Raw genomic sequence first — 17,494 nt, forward strand, 5'->3', positions numbered from 1 at the left:
ATCATGACGCCGGCGGCGGCGGCGCGATGAAGTTCGCGTGGGAGATGAGCCGCCACGTCCTGCCGTGACGGACGTAGGTCGACAGGCGTGACACGGGGTCCGCGGTGACCTTCTGCCCGTTGATGATCTGGTCGGTGACCACCGTGTAGCGGACGACGCGCACGTTGGCGCGGCGCGTGCCGAACACGTTGGAGACCGTGTAGTCGTTGACGACCGCCGGGTTCTGCAGGTACTGCGCCTTCGTCAGGTAGGAGCCGTCGGCGCGCTGCAGCAGGAACGCCGGATCGAGGAACCGCGCCAGCCCTCGCATGTCCTTGGCCTTCAGGAGCTGCAGGAACTCGTTGGCCAGCTGGCCGTCCGTCGCGTGCAGGCCGACCTTCGCGCCGGCGGGGGCCGCGGGCGCGGCGATCGTGAGGGCGCACCCGAGGGTGAGGGTGAGCAGGCCGGCGACCAGCGTCCGGCGAACAGCCAGGGACATCCGTGCGACTCCTTCGTAGGGCTTCCGTGCACGGCAACTTTACGGGGTGGGGCGGCCGCGCTTGCCATCGCGCCGCCGCGTGTAGCGCCAACCGAGCACCACGCCGACGGATCGGTGAGCGTCGGCGGCGAGAAGTTCGATAGCCCCGGGGCCCTTCAAGTGAGCCGGGCTGGATTCGACGGAGACCATGCTCTGACCCTGATTCGGTGGAGTCGGGTTTCTGGAATCGGAGCGTGGACGCGCCGGCGGTGCTGCGCAGCGACGACCATGACGGCTCCGCCGATGGCCGCATCGCCCCAGTCGAAGTCGCCCGACGCCGACGTCGAGGCCGCGGCGGCGAGCGTCGGATCGCGTGCATCGGGCGAGCGGAGGTCCGCGGGCGCGGGCTGGCTCAAGCCGGCGTGGGCCGCGGCGGGGAAAGCTGCGGCGGAGATGACGGACAGCGGCACGCTCCGGGCGACTGGACGACAGGTACCCTGCCCATCAACAGCTCTGGGTGACGCAGCACGGACCACCTCGCGATGCCTGATTCGGATCTCTGGAGGGTGTATCTCGCCGTACCCGCGGAGCACGTCGACGCGATCCGCGACGGCGCCCCGAAGGTCGTCCCGGCTGATCGCCACAGCGTGCTCACCGACGATCGGTACGACGGGATGGACGCCGCGACCGAACTCGCGGTCGACGTCGCCGCCGCCACGCACGAGGAGGCTCTCGAGGCTGCCAGGCGCATCTATGTGAAAGTGGCGATCGCCGGAGGCGTTGACTACCGCGAGGTCGCCGCGGATGACGTCGGCGTGATCGGCTTCCACGACCCGGGCGTCCGTGACCCGGTGATCGCCCTCGTCGCCGAGGCAAAGGCGCTGCTCGATCGCGGGTGTCACGACTGGGCGATCGTCCGGGCGACCACTGCATGCGAGTTGTGCGCGAAGGCTGCCTTGCGGAGCATCTTCCATGCCCGGTTCGATGAGGAGCGGGCTGAGGCCGCAGAGCGGGCGTGTCGGGATCTGAACGACAAACGGCACCGTGACGTCTTGTTTGCCGCCACGGGTTCGACACCCACGACCGAGACTTGGTGGGAGGAGTACGCCGCATTGATCGAGCGCCGCAACGCGGTGGTCCATGAGGGGCTCAGCGTCATGCCAGAGCATGCGGCCAGGTCCGTCGATGCCGCCGAGCAGTTCGTTGCGTGGCTTCACCGGCTGCGAACCGGCTTGGACCTCGGGGACTGAGGCACGCCGGCGGGCCGGCATCGCGCTTGATCTCATGCCCACCGCTTCAAGGGCCCCCACGGTCGGGGATGTGGTTGCACCCTCCTGGCCGGCGGTTCGCTGCCCCGCGCGCTTCCGCGCAGGTCTCGCACCGTCCACGGAAGCGCGTAGTCCTCGTGATTGCGCTCGGGCGGTCACGGAGCGGGGTAGGGTCCCCCTATGGGGAAGCTTGTGCGAAGGACGCTGGGCGGCGACAAGATCGTTGCCGAGTGGGCGCCCGAGGACCCTGAATCGCTCCGGGCTGCAAGCGACGCTCTGCGCCGCGAGGTCGACGCCGGATATGTGGCGATGCATGGAGGGGAAGGTCGCAACGAGCCGGTGGACGAGCTGCCCGCCGACGCGGAGGTCGTGATCCTCACCATGCCGATGGGCGGAGGCTGAGCACTCGCGCGATGACGACGGCCGCAGGGATCGTGCTCGCGGGCGGGCGCTCTTCGCGCATGGGAACGCCGAAAGCTTGTCTGGAGTGGCACGGTTCGACGCTGCTGCGCCGGATCGTCAGCCTCGTGGGCCGCGCGGTGACCGGTCCCATGATCGTCGTCCGCGCCCCTGGCCAGGAGCTTCCAGAGGTCCCCGCGGATGTCGAAGTCGTCGAGGACCTCCACGAGGGGCGCGGACCGCTCGAAGGGCTGGCGGCGGGCCTGCGCGCGGTCCGCGACCGGGCCGACGCCGCCTACGTGTCCTCCACCGATGTTCCGCTGCTGCACCCGCGGTTCATCCGCCGTGTTCTGGAGGGCCTTGAAGACGACGTCGACGTCGTCCTTCCTCACGTGGGCGGCTTTCCCCACCCACTCGCCGCCGCATACCGAGTAGAGCTCGTTGCCACCGTCGAGCAGCTGATCGCGGAAGATCGGATGCGTCCTGCGTTCCTCTTCGAGATGACCCGGGTTCGACGCCTCGACGCGGCTGCGTTGCTCGCCGATGCGGCGCTGGCGGTGCTGGACCCCCAGCTCGACTCCGTACTGAACCTCAACGAGCCCGAGGACTATGAGGCTGCGCGCAGGCGGCCCGCCCCGGAGGTCACGGTCCGGCGCTTCGGCGTGCTGCGCCGGATCGGTGCCGGGGTGCCGGACCCGGCGATCGTGCGCGCGGCGACGCTCGCCGAAGCCGCCACCGCGGTCGGCCTGACGCTCGACGAGCACGTCGTTGCGGCGCTCAACGGCGACAAGATCACCCGCGATCCCGCGACGCCCTTGGTCGCGGGCGACAGCGTCGCCTTCCTGTCGGCCGACGCGGGCGGCTGAACGCCCCGAGGCGCCTATCCTCTGACCCATGGAGTCGGGCCGCCCAGCCGGCGGGTATTTCGGCAGGGGCCTCGTCGTCGACCTGACGGACGGCAGCGCCGAGCACCTGCACCTGCCCGATGCGGTGCTGCGCGCATACATCGGCGGTGCCGGCCTGGGAGCGTGGCTCATGCACCGGCTCGCCCCGGCAAACGTGGACCCGCTCGGACCCGACGCGCCAGTCTTGTTCTGCTTCTCGCCGCTCGTCGGGACGCCTCTCACGACGAGCGCCAAGTTCGCGGTCGTCGCCAAGTCGCCGCTCACGGGCATGCTCAACGATGCGCTCGCGTCGAGTCACTTCGCGATCGCCGGCAAGCTGACCGGTCACGACGCGATCGCCGTGCGCGGGGCGTGCGAGGAGCCATCGGTGCTCCTGGTCGACGCGGACGGTGCCCGCCTGGAGGCGGCCGGCGACCTCTGGGGGCTCCCCGCCGGCGAGGCGGAGGCGAGGCTGCGCGAACGGCTCGGCAAGGCGTGGCGCATCGTCGCCATCGGCCCGGCCGGCGAGCGCCTGGTGAAGTACGCGACCGCGTCACACGACGGCCGGCACGCCGGTCGCGGCGGCCTCGGCGCCGTGCTCGGGGCGAAGCTCCTCAAGGCGGTCGCGGTGCGACCGGCGACGAAGGTCGCGCCCGCCGACCCGCAGGCGGTCCTCGCCGCCGCCCGAGAGCTGCGAGCGCGGTCACTCGGCGCCGCGACGGCGAAGTACCGCGAGCTCGGCACGCTGGCCAACCTCCTCGCGTTCAACGCCATCTCGACTCTGCCGACCCGGAACTTCCAGGCGGCGACGTTCTCGGACGCGCCGCTCCTGGCCGCCGAGAACCTCGCCGAAGCACGCGCTGTGACGCGGCACAGCTGCGCCTCGTGCTCGATCGGCTGTGAGCACATCTATCGAGGGTCCGGCGGTACCACGGCGCGCGTCGAGTACGAGAACGTCTTCGCGCTGGGCCCGATGTGTGGCGTCTCCGATCCGGACGCCGTCCTGGAGGCGAGCAGGCGTTGCGACGATCTGGGGCTCGACACGATCTCCGCCGGCGGGACGATCGCGTGGGCGATGGAGTGCGCGGAGCGCGGGCTGATCGATGCACCGTGGCTGCGCTTCGGCGATGCGCGCGCGCTGCTGCGCGCCATCGAGGAGATCGGCGAGCGCGAGGGGCTCGGCGCGCTGCTCGGCGAGGGCTCGCGCGCGGCCGCGCGCGTCGTCGGCCAGGGCTCGGCAGCGTTCGCGCCGCAGGTCAAGGGGCTCGAGCTGCCCGGCTACGAGCCGCGCACATTGCAGGCCATGGCCCTCGGGCTGGCGGTCAACGCTCGGGGTGCCGACCACAACCGCTCGGGCGCCTACGAAGCCGACCTCTCCGGGCGCCACGATCGCCTCGAAGGCGGGGAGCCACACGTTGCCGCCGCGATCGAGACCGAGGACCGCGCGGCGATCATGGACTCGCTCATCCTCTGCAAGTTCCTGCGCGGTGTCTTCGCGGATCCCTACAGGGAGTGGGCGCACCTGCTCGGCACCGTCACGGGCTGGGACATCGGACCCGAAGAACTCGAGGCGACGGCCCGACGGATCGTGCTCGCCAAGAGGGCGTTCAACGCCCGGGAGGGCTGGACGCGTGCGGACGACGGGCTGCCCGAACGCCTGCTATCGGAGCCGGTGCACCTCGCATCCGGGCGGGACGCGGTAATGACGCGCGAACGCCTCGACCACATGATCTCTCGCTACTACGAAGCCCGCGGGCTCGATGCGTCCGGCCGGCTCAGTCCCGCGCAGATCGAGGACCTCGGACTTGCGGCCCTCGTGTAGGAAAGCGCAATACTCCACGTGGCCGGCAGAGTCGACCAGGTCCCCGATCGAGGACGCGCGACGCGCACCATGGCCATCTCGACACGCGAACCCACCCAGATCCGTACAGTCAGTCTGACGATCGACGGGCAGGCGATCACCGTGCCCGAAGGCACCGTGATCTGGGCGGCGGCCAAGGACGCGGGCATCGACATCCCGGTGCTGTGCCACGACGAGCGCTATGACCCCGTCGGGGTGTGTCGCATGTGCGTCGTCGACGTCGGCGCGCGCGTCTACGCCGCCTCGTGCGTGCGCCCGTGCGAGGACGGGATGGAGGTGAAGACCGCCACCCCGGATCTCGAGCGTCACCGCGCCCAGCTCATCGAGCTCCTGCTCGTCGACCAGCCCCCCGTGGCCGAGGACCCCAAGGAGACCACCACGGCCGACAACGAGCTGCTCGTGCTGGTGCGCCGCTACGGGATCAAACAGGACGACGCGCCGATTCCGCGCGGTCACGGCCGCGGCGAGGATCTGTCCAATCCGGTCATCGCGGTCAACCACGACGCCTGCATCCTGTGCGACCGCTGCGTGCGCGCCTGCGACGACATCCAGGGCAACGATGTCATCGGCCGCTCCGGAAAGGGCTACGAGACGCGCATCGCGTTCGATCTCGCCGATCCGATGGGCGAGTCGTCGTGCGTCACGTGCGGGGAGTGCGTCGCTGCGTGCCCCACGGGCGCGCTGACGAACAAGCCGATCAACAACGTCCGGATCCGGCCGCGCGCGGAGCTGCGCCAGGTGGACACGGTCTGTCCGTACTGCGGCGTCGGCTGTGCCCTGACCTTCAACGTCGACGACGAGCGCCAGGCGATCGCCTACGCCGACGGCCGGCCACAACCGGGCTCGCACAGCCGCCTCTGCGTGAAGGGACGTTACGGCTGGGACTACTCGTTCTCCGAACAGCGGCTCGCCACGCCGCTGATCCGGCGCGAGTCGAGCTACCCGAAGGGCCCGCTGAGCTCCGACGTGCGCGGGGACGAGGGCCGTCGGCGCAAGCCGGGCGGCCTCGTCGACTACGACGAGGTCATGCCCCACTTCCGCGAGGCGACGTGGGACGAAGCGCTGGACCTCGTCGCGACCCGGCTCAAGGAGATCCACGCCGCGAGCGGCCCTGGCTCCATCGCCGGGTTCGGCTCCGCGAAGTGCTCCAACGAGGAGGCCTACCTCTTCCAGAAGCTGATCCGCGCGGGCTTCAGGACGAACAACGTCGACCACTGCACGCGCCTGTGCCACGCGTCGAGCGTGGCGGCCCTGTTCGAGGGCGTGGGCTCCGGTGCGGTGTCGACGACGTACGGGGACGTCATCAACGCCGACCTCGCGATCCTGGCCGGCACGAACACCACCGCGAACCACCCCGTTGCGTCCTCGTTCTTCAAGCAGGCACGCAGGCGCGGCACCAAGCTGATCGTCGTCGATCCCCGTCGCGAGCGGATCGCCGACCACGCGGACGTCTACTGCCAGATCAAGCCCGGCACCGACGTCGCGTTCTACAACGGCGTCATGCACGAGGTGATCCGGCTCGGCCTCGTGGACCGCGAGTTCATCGCGTCGCGCACCAGCAACTACGGCGAACTGGCGAAGGTGCTGCGCGAGTACACGCCCGAGCGTGTCGCGCAGATCACCGGCATCGACGCCGACACCATCCGGCTCGTGGCCCGCCTGTGGGGCGAGGCGAACGCCGGGGTCATCTACTGGGGCATGGGCATCTCGCAGCACACGACCGGCACCGACAATGCACGGTGCCTGATCGCCATGTGCGCGATCACCGGCAACGTCGGCAGGCACGGCACCGGCCTGCATCCGCTGCGCGGCCAGAACAACGTGCAGGGCGCCTCCGACGCCGGCCTGATCCCGATGTTCTACCCCGACTACCAGCCGGTCGATGCCGACGGCGTGCGCGAGCGCTTCGAGGCGGCGTGGGGTCGCGAGCTGGACGCCAACCCGGGCCTGACGGTGACCGAGATCGTCGCCTCGGCGCTTCAGGGCGGCGTGCGCGGCATGTACATGATGGGCGAGAACCCGTTCCTGTCAGACCCGAACATCAACAAGGTGCGCAAGGCGCTGAGCGCCCTGAACTTCCTGGTTGTGCAGGACGTGTTCCTCACCGAGACAGCCGAGTTCGCGGATGTGATCCTGCCCGCCACGACCTTCATGGAGAAGGACGGCACCTACACGAACACCGACCGGCGCGTGCAGCTGGGGCGCAAGGTGCTCGAGCCACGCGGCGACGCCCGTCCGGACTGGCAGATCATCCAGGACATCGCGAACCGGATCGGGCTGCCGATGGACTACTCGCACCCGAGCGAGGTGTTCGACGAGCTCGTCTCGGTCATGCCGAACTATGGCGGGCTGCACTATGACAACCTCGGTCTCACCGGCAAGCTCTACCCGAACGCTGATCCGCTGCACAGCGATGGCACGGTCGTCCTCTTCGACGAGCGATTCGGCACCGACGACGGGCTCGCGCATCTCGTGCCCGCGGAGTGGCTTCCGGCCAAGGAGCTGCCGTCCGATGACTATCCGTTCATCCTCAACACGGGTCGTCTGCTCGAGCACTGGCACACCGGCTCGATGACGCGGCGCTCGTTTGCGCTGGATGCGATCCAGCCCGAGCCGCACGTGTTCATGAACCCCGGCGACGCCGAGGAGATGGGCATCGGGGACGGCGACTTCGTCCGCGTCAGCTCACGGCGCGGGACGATCGAGCTGCGCGTCAGGGTGTCTCATCGCGACACACCGGGCACGTGCTTCATCCCGTTCCACTTCCGGGAGGCGGCGGCCAACCTGCTCACGATCGACGAGATCGACCCGATGGGGAAGATCCCGGAGTTCAAGTTCTGCGCGGTGCGGATCGAGCGGGCGGGAGGAGCCGCGCTCCACGAGCCGATGACCGCCCGCGAAGGCGCCTGATGACGGTCGAGACAACGACCACCGGCGACGACGACAGCCGGCCCGGCCTGCGCGTGCAGCACAAGCATCCGGGCACGGAGGCGCGGGCAGGCAAGTTTCCGGGCCCGAGCCTCATTCCGGCGCTGACCGCCATCCAGCGTCGCCACGGCTGGCTGCCGCGCGACGAGCTCGTCGCCCTGTCGCGAGACGTGCGGCGTCCGCTGTACGAGATCGGCGGCCTGATCTCCTTCTATCCGCACTTCCGCACCACGCCGCCGACGTCGGTGCAGCTCGCGGTCTGCCATGACCTCACCTGCTGGCTGCACGACGCCGACACGCGCATCGGCGAGGTCAAGGCGCGGTACGGCGACGATGTCGAGATTGAGGTCGTCGAGGTCTCCTGCCTGGGGCGCTGCGAGATCGCCCCCGCCGCGGCGGTCAACGAGCGTCCCGTCGCCCTCGACGACGCCGGCGAGGTCGTCTCGGCGGCGCTGCGCGGCGAGCGCGGTGAGAGCCAGGCGCTGCGTGGCAGCGAACCTCGCCCGAACGATCCATACGCCCCCGGGCAGGAGCGCTACCGCGTGCTCCGTCGTGCCTTGGCGGGCGAACTCGGCGCGCCGGAGATCATCGCGGCGCTCAAGGACGCGGGGCTGCGCGGGATGGGCGGTGCGGGCTTCCCCACCGGGCAGAAATGGGAGATTGTCGCCTCCCAGGACCCAGAGCCCAAGTACACGATCTGCAACGCTGACGAGTCCGAGCCCGGCACGTTCAAGGACCGTCAGATCCTGGCCGAGCAGCCGCACCTCGTGCTCGAGGGCATGCTCCTCGGGATGCTCGTCACGGGCTGCGAGGAAGGCTGGGTCTTCATCCGCCACGAGTACGGCCCCGAGGAGGAGGTGCTGCGCGCGGAGATCGACTCGCTCCGTGCCGGCGGCCTGCTCGGTGAGGACGTCAACGGCTCGGGCCGGCGCCTCCAGGTCGAGATCTTCACCTCACCCGGCGGCTACATCCTCGGAGAGGAGTCGGCGCTGCTGGAATGCATGGAGGGCCACCGCGGCGAGCCGCGCAACAAGCCGCCGTTCCCCGGCCTCTACGGGCTGTGGGGCAAGCCGACCCTGATGAACTCGGTCGAGACCTTCGCCGACGTGCCGGTGATCCTCGAGCGCGGCGCCGACTGGTGGAAGGCGCAGGGCGTCAACGGCGCCACCGGCCTGAAGTTCTTCGCGGTCTCCGGTCACGTCGAGGGTCCCGACGTCTATTGCGTGCCGGCGGGCTCCACCGCGCGTGACCTCATCGAACTGGCCGGCGGGGTCACCGATGGCCGGGAGGTCGGCGCGATCCAGCCGGGCGGCGCTTCGTCGAACTTCCTCGGGCCCGAGCACCTGGACGTGCCACTTGACTGGAAGCCACTGCAGGACGCCGGCTCCATGCTCGGCTCCGGCGCACTGATCGTGATGGCCGAGGGCACGAACCTGCTCGCCGCCGGGACGAACGTCCTGCGCTTCTTTCGCAACGAGTCCTGCGGAAAGTGCGTCCCGTGCCGGGTCGGTTCCAACAAGGCGCACGCCATCCTCAGCGACCTCGTCGCGCACGACAAGGGCGTCGGCGACGTCCCCGCGAACATCGTCCAGCTGGAGGAGACGCTGCGCATGACCTCGATCTGCGGGCTCGGCCAGGTCGCGCTCGGACCGGTGCTCAGCGTCCTGGGCATGGACCGGGGCGCGACAGCGGCGCGAGCCCACCCCAAGAACCCCGACACGTAGGGCGCCCGGTCGTGGCACGCCCGACGCATCGGGAGTTCTTCGCGGTGCGCACCGTCAGTCAAGCGCTGGCGGGCTTCCGACCGCAGCGGCGAACGAGCGTCGAGATGGTGGCGCTCGAGCGAGCGCACAGACGTGTGCCTGCTACCGCCGTACGGGCGCCGCACGACCTTCCCGGCTTCGCCCGGTCGACCGTCGACGGCTTCGCGGTGCGCGCGGCCGACACCTACGGCGCCTCCGAGGGCCTGCCGAGCTACCTGGAGATCACCGGTGCGGTGGCGATGGGCCGCCCACCCGAGATTGCGGTGGAGGCGGGCACGGCGGCGTCCATACCGACCGGGGCAGCGATCCCCGACGGGGCTGATGCGGTCGTCATGGTCGAGTACACGCAGGAGGCGATGCCGGGCACGATCGAGGTGGTCCGGCCGGTGGCCCCCGGCGACGGACTGGTCCGCGGCGACGAGGACGCGAGCGCCGGGGCCGAGCTGCTGCCGGCCGGGCGCCCGCTTCGCGCGCAGGATCTCGGCCTGCTCGCCGCGACGGGGCTGACCGAGGTGGGCGTCCGCGCCCGTCCTCGGGTCGCCATCGTCTCCACCGGTGATGAGGTCGTGCCGCCGTCGACGCCGGAGCCGGCGTTCGGGCAGGTCCGCGACGCCACCGCGGTGGCCCTCGCCGCACTGGTCTGCGACGCGGGGGGAGAGCCGGATGTGCGCGGCATCGTGCCCGACGATTACGACGCGCTCGACCATGCGCTGCGCGAGGCCGTCGGCAGCTGCGACGTGATCGTCGTGTCCGCCGGCTCATCGGTCGGCAGCCGCGACGAGACCGCCGCGGTGGTCGCCGGTCTCGGCAGGCCCGGGATCTGGACGCATGGGATCGCGGTGCGCCCCGGCAAGCCGACGCTGCTCGCCGACTGCGACGGCGTGCCCGTCATCGGCCTGCCGGGCAACCCGCGCTCGGCGCTTGTCGTGTTCCGGCTCATCGGGATGCCGATCGTGCGGCTCGTCGGAGGCGCGACCCATCCGGTCCAAGAGCCCGGGGTGCGCGCCCGGCTGGACCGTGACGTGCCCTCATCGGCAGGTCGGCTCGACGTCGTGCAGGTCGTCCTGCGCGGCGGCGTCGCCTCACCGCTGTTCGGCGCGTCCGCGCTGCTCACGGTCCTCACCCGGGCGGACGGATACATCATCGTGGACGAGGACGCCACCGGATTGCCGAGCGGCAGCGACGTCGACGTCACCCTGTATCGATAGATGGCGACGACGCCGTTCATCCATGACGTGCCCGCCGCCGAGGCGTTGGCGGCCTGGCGGGCCGCGTGCGAAGCCGCCGGCTGCCCCCGCCGCGTCGAGGCGGTACGGCTCGGCCTCCAGGAGGCGGTCGGCCGCGTGACGGCCGAACCGGTCTGGGCGACGCGCTCCTCGCCGTCCTTCGACGCGGCGGCGATGGACGGCATCGCCATACGAGCTGCGCACACCATCGGCGCGAGCGAGAGCACGCCGGTGCTGCTCGATCCGGCCGACTACGTCGTCGTGGACACCGGCGACCCGTTGCCCGAGGGCTTCGACGCGGTCGTCATGCGCGAGGACGTCCACTACGACGACCGGCGCCGGGCCGAACTGCGCGGGGCCGTCGTGCCCTATCAGCATGTGCGCCTGATCGGCGAGGACGTCAGTGCCAACGAGCTGCTGCTGCCCGAGGGCCATCGCCTCCGCCCCGTCGACGTCGCGGCCGCGGCGGCCGCCGGCGCCGTCGACGTCCTCGTGCGCCGCCGGCCCGTCGTCGCGGTCCTGCCGACCGGCGACGAGATCCGCCCGGTCGGGACCGAGCCCGCTCCGGGGGTCATCCTGGACACGAACTCGCTGATGCTCGCCGCGCAGGCCGAGGCCGCAGGCTGCCAGGCCTGGCGCAGCGACATCCTCCCCGACGATCCGGAGACGATCGCGGCGGCGGTCCGCGACGCAGCGGCTCGGGCCGATCTCGTGATCATCGGTGCGGGCTCGAGCGCCGGACGCGACGACCACACCGCTGGCGTCGTCGAGCGGCTGGGGACGCTCGCCGTTCACGGGGTGGCCGTCCGGCCCGGCCATCCGGTCGTGCTCGGCGCAGTCGACGGCACTCCCGTGCTCGGAGCGCCCGGCTATCCGGTCTCGGCCGCGCTGACGTTCGACATCTTCGCGGCGCCGCTCGTCGCCGCCCTCGAAGGCGCGGCGCCGGCCGAGCCGCCGCGCGTGCGGGCGCGGCTGGCGCGCAAGCTCGCGTCGCGCATGGGCATGGACGACTGGATCCGTGTCCGGCTCGGCCGGGTCGGCGGCGACCTCGTCGCCACGCCGCTGCCCCGCGGCGCAGGGGTGCTCACGTCACTCGTGCGCGCCGACGGGCTGCTCGTCGTGCCCGCCGCGCTCGAGGGCCATCACGCCGGCGAGGAGGTCGAAATCGGGCTGCTGCGCGGCGTCGGCGAGATCGACCGCACGATCCTCGCCGTCGGCTCGCATGACCTGGTGCTCGACCTCGCCGCCTCCCAGATACGCGCAGCGGACCCGGGCGCGACGCTGGCCTCCTCGAACGTCGGCTCGCTCGGTGGCCTCGTCGCGCTGCGCGACGGCCTGTGCCATGTGGCCGGCTCGCATCTGCTCGACCCGGAGAGCGGCGAGTACACGCTGCCCTACATCGACCGCGTGCTCACCGGGCGCGACATCGCTGTCGTGCGCCTCGTCCACCGCGAGCAGGGCCTGATCGTCGCCGCCGGCAATCCGGTCGGGATCACCGGCATCGAGGACCTCACCCGACCGGGCGTGCGCTACGTCAATCGACAGCGCGGCGCCGGCACCCGCGTCCTCCTCGATCACGAGCTGTGCCGGCGTGGCATCGCCCCCGAGAGCCTGTCCGGCTACACACGCGAGGAACACACCCACCTCGCCGTTGCGGCAGCCATCGCCGCGGACCGAGTGGACGCGGGCCTCGGCGTCCTGGCCGCCGCGCGTGCCTTCGGACTCGACTTCGTACCCGTCACCCGCGAGCCCTACGACCTCGTGCTGGCCGCCGAAACGCTCGACGACCCCATCACTGCCCCACTCTGGCCGCTCCTCGCGGACCCCACATTCCGAAGCGCCGTGGAAGCGCTCGGCGGCTACGGCACCGAGGATATGGGGCGCCGGATTCGCTGAGTCATACAAAGTCGTCGTGCCCACCCCGTCCGCGGGCGCCAAGATGCTGGGGCTTGTCAATCGGGACACCGGCAACGGCCGCGCCGTGATGGACGCTGTCGGTCGAGGGAGTCGGTGCCGGATGGTGCGTTCGATACACGATGATCGATCTGTACCGGCCGCCGGCGTTGGGGGCGGGCAACCGGCCGGCCGGCGTGCGCGGCCCGGGCGAGGCGAGGAGGCGCGCGCGGGGCAGCTCAGTGCGCTGTCAGCGCATGGCCCGGCCACCTACGCTCCGCCTTCAGGCGTCCCAGCCCGCCGTCCCAGCGCCCCGCGCAGCTTCAGCGCGACATGGATCGCCAGCCGACCGTCGGGGTCGTCCGGCGCGTCGCCGAGGACGTGTCTGGCGAGGCGCAGGCGATGGCGGAACGTGTTGCGGTGCATATAGCAGCGGCGCGCGGCCTGGTCGTGGCGCGGGAAGTCGAGCGCCGCCTCGAGAACGCGCAGCAGGTCCGAGTGGTGCTGGCGATCCCAGGCGATGAGGGGGCCGAGCCGGTCCTCGACGAAGCGCTGTGCCTCGGCAGTGCCGCAGACTCGGCGCAGGAGGCGGTCGAGCGCGTACTGCCGTTCCGAGACGACGAGCCGGTCGGTCTCCGGGCGGGGCCCGAGCCCGCACAGACCGTCGAGCTTGATGACCTCGGAGCTGAGCTCGGCGAGCGCGACGGCCTGCTCGGCGGCGATCGCGTGAGCGCCGGAGGCCGGCGCCACGCCGCGCACCCGCCCGACCACGCGCTCGAACCAGGGAAACGGGTCGCCCTCGGGATGCAGGAGAACCATGCGCGTGACGAACGTCGCCGTCAGCCCGCCGTTCACCAACCGCGTCGCCTCACGGTGGATGCGGTCCACCACCGGCGCCGGCGTGCCGGCGATGTCCCAGCGGAGCACGGCGGGCCAGTAGGCGTCCGCGAGCGTGAGGCCCAGCGCCCCAGCGTCGTGTCGCGCCCGCCTGGCTGCGAACTCCGGATCGCTGACCAGGCGGTCCAGGAGAGCGCTGGTCTGGGCCCGCAGCAGCCCCGCCCGCTTGAGCTGCTCGGCGAACAGCGTGGCAACCAGATCGAGCAGCGGCGCCTCCGCCTCGGCCGTCCGATCGGTCTTGACTGCGAGCGCGCCGGGCGGAGCGGCCGAATCGCGGATCCGCACGACCTGCCATCCCGCCGGCACGGTGGCGGACGTCGAGACCGCGGCGGCGACCGCCAGTGCGCGCCGCCCGTCTGCGTCGTCGGGCGCATAGCCGACGATCTCATCGACTCCGCCCACAAGCCCCACCGGCCCGCCGAGTGCCCGCGCGGCGGCAGCGGCGAACCGGCGCGGGTCCTCGCTCTCGACGGCTGCGTGGACGAGATCCCCCCAGCAGCCGGGCCAGTCCTGGCCGGGGTCCGCTCGGCTGAAGCGTCCGGACGCATTCCGGACGCGCCCGCGTGTCGCGGTGGTGCCTGCCGGCATTGTGGAGTCCAAGTGTCCGGCTGCGCCGGGTCGATCCCGGTCGCCATAACCGTTTCCAAATGAAACTGACGGCGCGCGGGGTTGTCAACCGGGCACGCCGCGCCGCAGCTCGGCGACGACACCGAATTCCAGTGCGTCGGCCTCGGCGATGTACACGCTTGGTCGAGGTGCTGCCGGCGCATCTGCACCTCGCCGCGGGGGCCGGCGTACGAGACGCTGTCGGCGACGGCGCACAGCGCCCGCACCTCGAGCGTCTGTGCCCGGCGGGCGAGAGCGGCGAGAAGGAGGATCCCCTCGTAGCACGACTCCGCCGGGCTGTTGAGCGAGCGCCGCCTCGTTCGGCGCTCCCCCTGGTCCGGGCCCACAGCCCGCTGGTGCGCACTCCTGCATTCCAGCACGGAACCGTCGGCGGCGCGACGCGCACGCCGCGGGTGCACCGCGAACTCATTCCGGCCCGGCTGAGCGGTCTTCGCGTGCGTCGCGCACCGGGCCTGCGGAGATCCTTGACTTGCGAGAGCGCAGCGAGCTATCACCATGCTGAGGGTCCACCGTGGCGGCTGAGTGTCGAGTGCAGGAAGGAGCACACAAGTGCCCGAGGTCGTCTTCAGCGTCGATCAGTCGAAGTCCATGCGCGACCAGGCGGTGCCCGGCCATAACCGCTGGCACCCGGACGTCCCCCCGGCAGCGTCGGTAGCGCCCGGCAGCGAGTTCCGCGTCGAGTGCCGGGAGTGGACCGACGCGCAGCTCGGCAACAACGACTCCTCCAACGACGTCCGCGACGTTGACCTCAGTGTCGCGCACATGCTCAGCGGGCCGATCGAGATCCAGGGGGCCGAGCCCGGCGACCTGCTGGTGGTCGACATCCTCGATCTCGGGCCGTGCCAGCCGCCGCAGGAGTACGGCGAGGCGCCCGGTCAGGGCTGGGGGTACACCGGCATCTTCGCCAAGGTCAACGGCGGCGGTTTCCTGACGGACTACTTCCCCGAGGCCTACAAGGCGATCTGGGATTTCCACGGCCAGGACGCCACGTCCCGACACGTCCCCGGTGTGCGCTACACCGGCATCACACACCCGGGGTTGTTCGGGACGGCGCCTTCCGCCGATCTGCTCGCCGAGTGGAACCGGCGCGAGCAGGCCTTGATCGACACGGATCCCCAGCGCGTCCCGCCGCTCGCCCTGCCGCCGCTGGAGGATGGCGTCCTCGCCGGCACGCTCAGCGGACAGGAACTCGACCGGGTCGGCCGCGAGGGGGCCCGCACGGTCCCGGCACGCGAGAACGGCGGCAATCACGACATCAAGAACTTCACCCGCGGCAGCCGGGTGTACTACCCGGTGCACGTCCCCGGAGCGAAGCTCTCGGGCGGGGATCTCCACTTCTCGCAGGGCGACGGGGAGATCACGTTCTGCGGCGCGATCGAGATGGGCGGCTTCATCGACTTCGGCGTCGATCTCATCAAGGATGGGATGAACAAGTACGGCGTCAGCACGAACCCCATCCTCATCCCGGGCCGCGTGGAGCCGCGGTACAGCGAGTTCATCACGTTCATCGGCGTCTCGGTCGACCACGACACCGGAGAGAACCGCTACCTCGACGCCACGCTGGCGTACCGGCGGGCGTGCCTGAACGCGATCGAGTACCTGAAGAAGTTCGGTTACTCGGGCGAGCAGGCCTACCTGCTCCTGGGGTCGGCGCCGATCGAAGGACGGGTGTCGGGCGTGGTCGACATCCCCAACGCCTGCTGCTCGCTGTACCTCCCCACGGCGATGTTCGACTTCGACATCCGCCCCAACAAGTCCGGCCCGCAGAGCAGCGACCGCGGATCCGCGGCCAAGTCGAGTTAGGCGGCGTTGTGCCGATCTACGCATTCAGGTGCGAGGGCTGCGGGACTTTCGACCTGGCACGCGAGGTCGCCGCGGCCGGCGCATCGGCCGACTGCCCGCACTGCGGAGAGCCGGCCCGGCGGGTGTTCACGCCGCCGGGGCTGGTGCGCCTCACCAAGCCGGTCCGGGGCCTGCTCGATCTCGAGGAGAAGAGCGCCGACGTGCCGGACGTCGTCACCCAGATGCGCGGCCGGCCGATGCCGCAGGCGCACGCGCACGGACCGACGCCGCCGTGGGTGCTCGCACACTGACCGCCGAAACAGAGGAATCAGCGAGATCACCCCCTTGTGGGCGGACGGTTCGGGCACCGGTCAGGGGCGTCGACGACCCAGCGGCGGCAGCTGGAGAGCTACGGCCGCCGACCCCAGCGCCGCTCCGCCGGCGAGCACCAGCGACAACCGGTAACCGCCGGTCATGTCGAAGAGGGCGCTCGCCATCAGCGGCGCGCAGAGGCCGGCAATGCCCCAGGCGGTGAAGACACGGCCGTAGACGACGGCGAGGTTCGCGGCGCCGTACAACTGCGCGGTGGCGACCGGATACAGGCTCGACATGGCGCCGTACGCGAGGCCGACGACGGTCAGCGCCGCGAGCGTGACCGCGACCGCGGGTAGCGCGGCGGCGGCCAGCAGCGCCGCACCCTCGGCGACGGCGGCGATGGCGAGCAACTTGCGGCCGTCGACGAGGTCCGCCAGCGAGCCGCCGGCGAGGCGGCCGAGCGCGTTGCCCCCGGCGATGAGCGCGACACCCAGCGTGGCGAGCGACGCGCCGCCTCCGAAGTCATCGATCAGCGGGGCAGCGTGCGCAAGCGCGATCAGGCCAGCCGCGGCGCCCAGCAGGAAGCCGCCCCACAGCACCCACAGCGCGCGCGGCGCGGCGTGCGGACCGTCGCGACCTCGGACGACAGCCTCGCGCCGGCCGCCGTCCCGGCCCGCCAGCAGCGGAACCTGGACGGCCGCTGCCGCAAGGGTGAAGATGGACGCTGCCAGGAGGGTCGCCAGCACCCCGATGGCGCGGATGCCGAGCTCGATCACTGCCGCGAGCAGCGCCGGCCCGAGCGCATAGGCCGTCACGACGAGGCTCGTGGCCAGACCGCGGCGGTCTGGCAGCGCGACGCCGGCAGTCTGCAGCGCGACGCTGTAGCCGAGCCCGTTCGCGACGCCGAACAGGACGCCGTAGCCCACCCACAACGCCAACGCCGATCCGGTTGCCGCGACCGCCAACCCCACGGCGGCCAGCAGGCCGGCCGCCGTGGCTACCGCGGCCGGCGCAAGCAGGCGCAGCAGCCGATGCGCGCCCAGCATGGCGAGGGTGAAGCTCGCCGTGGCCAGCGAGTAGACCCCGGTGAGCGCGGTACGCGAGAGGCCGAGCCTCTCCTCCAACGGAACGACGAAGATGCTCCACGCGTGGAACAGCCCCAACGCGACCATGAGGAGGCCGAGTGCGGCGAGG

General features: G+C 71.4%; 13 protein-coding genes. 10 read left to right on the forward strand and 3 right to left on the reverse strand.

Annotation, left to right across the window (positions count from 1 at the left end; translation table 11 throughout):
* Position 1 precedes the first annotated feature (1 nt).
* Positions 2-478: a nuclear transport factor 2 family protein gene (locus DSM104329_RS05655; RefSeq protein WP_259314420.1), complete on the reverse strand. Its 477-nt coding sequence runs from the start codon at positions 476-478 to the stop codon at positions 2-4.
* 521 nt (positions 479-999) lie between these two features.
* Here DSM104329_RS05655 and DSM104329_RS05660 point away from each other — a divergent pair.
* The 8 genes from DSM104329_RS05660 to DSM104329_RS05695 all read left to right on the forward strand — a co-directional run bounded on the left by DSM104329_RS05660 (position 1,000) and on the right by DSM104329_RS05695 (position 12,682).
* Positions 1,000-1,707: a hypothetical protein gene (locus tag DSM104329_RS05660; RefSeq protein ID WP_259314421.1), complete on the forward strand. Its 708-nt coding sequence runs from the start codon at positions 1,000-1,002 to the stop codon at positions 1,705-1,707.
* Positions 1,708-1,905: 198 nt separating this feature from the next.
* A complete protein-coding gene (locus DSM104329_RS05665; RefSeq protein WP_259314422.1) occupies positions 1,906-2,127 on the forward strand; it encodes a hypothetical protein in 222 nt (73 codons plus the stop codon).
* An 11-nt stretch (positions 2,128-2,138) separates the two neighbouring features.
* Complete coding sequence (locus DSM104329_RS05670) at positions 2,139-2,990, forward strand: NTP transferase domain-containing protein (RefSeq protein ID WP_259314423.1); 852 nt, start codon at positions 2,139-2,141, stop codon at positions 2,988-2,990.
* 28 nt (positions 2,991-3,018) lie between these two features.
* Entirely contained in the window at positions 3,019-4,830 is a 1,812-nt protein-coding gene (locus DSM104329_RS05675; RefSeq protein WP_259314424.1) for an aldehyde ferredoxin oxidoreductase family protein, read from the forward strand.
* A gap of 69 nt (positions 4,831-4,899) precedes the next feature.
* Positions 4,900-7,779: a formate dehydrogenase subunit alpha gene (gene fdhF / locus DSM104329_RS05680; RefSeq protein ID WP_259314425.1), complete on the forward strand. Its 2,880-nt coding sequence runs from the start codon at positions 4,900-4,902 to the stop codon at positions 7,777-7,779.
* Positions 7,779-9,521 (forward strand): NAD(P)H-dependent oxidoreductase subunit E, encoded by a 1,743-nt coding sequence (locus tag DSM104329_RS05685; protein WP_259314426.1) that lies wholly within the window; start codon positions 7,779-7,781, stop codon positions 9,519-9,521. The genes fdhF and DSM104329_RS05685 overlap by 1 nt, the downstream gene beginning before the upstream one ends.
* Positions 9,522-9,532: 11 nt before the next feature.
* The gene (locus DSM104329_RS05690) at positions 9,533-10,768 is read left to right on the forward strand and encodes a molybdopterin-binding protein (RefSeq protein WP_259314427.1); all 1,236 of its coding nucleotides are present in this window, start codon (positions 9,533-9,535) and stop codon (positions 10,766-10,768) included.
* Positions 10,769-12,682, forward strand: a complete 1,914-nt coding sequence (locus DSM104329_RS05695) for a molybdopterin biosynthesis protein (protein WP_259314428.1) — start codon at positions 10,769-10,771, stop codon at positions 12,680-12,682.
* 267 nt (positions 12,683-12,949) lie between these two features.
* Here the strand turns inward: DSM104329_RS05695 and DSM104329_RS05700 are convergent, their stop codons facing one another.
* Positions 12,950-13,978: a PucR family transcriptional regulator gene (locus DSM104329_RS05700; protein ID WP_259314429.1), complete on the reverse strand. Its 1,029-nt coding sequence runs from the start codon at positions 13,976-13,978 to the stop codon at positions 12,950-12,952.
* A 774-nt stretch (positions 13,979-14,752) separates the two neighbouring features.
* On the opposite strand from DSM104329_RS05700, the gene fmdA reads away from it, so the two are divergent.
* Positions 14,753-16,006 (forward strand): formamidase, encoded by a 1,254-nt coding sequence (gene fmdA / locus DSM104329_RS05705; protein WP_259314430.1) that lies wholly within the window; start codon positions 14,753-14,755, stop codon positions 16,004-16,006.
* Positions 16,007-16,014: 8 nt separating this feature from the next.
* Complete coding sequence (locus DSM104329_RS05710; protein WP_259314431.1) at positions 16,015-16,296, forward strand: FmdB family zinc ribbon protein; 282 nt, start codon at positions 16,015-16,017, stop codon at positions 16,294-16,296.
* 60 nt (positions 16,297-16,356) lie between these two features.
* On the opposite strand, the gene DSM104329_RS05715 is transcribed toward DSM104329_RS05710, so the two are convergent.
* Complete coding sequence (locus DSM104329_RS05715) at positions 16,357-17,472, reverse strand: MFS transporter (protein ID WP_259314432.1); 1,116 nt, start codon at positions 17,470-17,472, stop codon at positions 16,357-16,359.
* Positions 17,473-17,494: the final 22 nt, after the last annotated feature.

Origin of the sequence: Capillimicrobium parvum, assembly GCF_021172045.1 — a bacterium.
In the GTDB taxonomy this organism is placed as follows: Bacteria; Actinomycetota; Thermoleophilia; order Solirubrobacterales; family Solirubrobacteraceae; genus Capillimicrobium; species Capillimicrobium parvum.

What these genes read in the sequence shown, in the direction of transcription:
- DSM104329_RS05660 (WP_259314421.1), top strand. Translation starts at nt 1,000, where the DNA reads ATGCCTGATTCGGATCTCTGGAGGGTGTATCTCGCCGTACCCGCGGAG.
- DSM104329_RS05715 (WP_259314432.1), bottom strand. Translation starts at nt 17,472, where the DNA reads ATGGTCGCGTTGGGGCTGTTCCACGCGTGGAGCATCTTCGTCGTTCCG.
- DSM104329_RS05655 (WP_259314420.1), bottom strand. Translation starts at nt 478, where the DNA reads ATGTCCCTGGCTGTTCGCCGGACGCTGGTCGCCGGCCTGCTCACCCTC.
- DSM104329_RS05665 (WP_259314422.1), top strand. Translation starts at nt 1,906, where the DNA reads ATGGGGAAGCTTGTGCGAAGGACGCTGGGCGGCGACAAGATCGTTGCC.
- DSM104329_RS05695 (WP_259314428.1), top strand. Translation starts at nt 10,769, where the DNA reads ATGGCGACGACGCCGTTCATCCATGACGTGCCCGCCGCCGAGGCGTTG.
- DSM104329_RS05670 (WP_259314423.1), top strand. Translation starts at nt 2,139, where the DNA reads ATGACGACGGCCGCAGGGATCGTGCTCGCGGGCGGGCGCTCTTCGCGC.
- DSM104329_RS05685 (WP_259314426.1), top strand. Translation starts at nt 7,779, where the DNA reads ATGACGGTCGAGACAACGACCACCGGCGACGACGACAGCCGGCCCGGC.
- fdhF (WP_259314425.1), top strand. Translation starts at nt 4,900, where the DNA reads ATGGCCATCTCGACACGCGAACCCACCCAGATCCGTACAGTCAGTCTG.
- DSM104329_RS05675 (WP_259314424.1), top strand. Translation starts at nt 3,019, where the DNA reads ATGGAGTCGGGCCGCCCAGCCGGCGGGTATTTCGGCAGGGGCCTCGTC.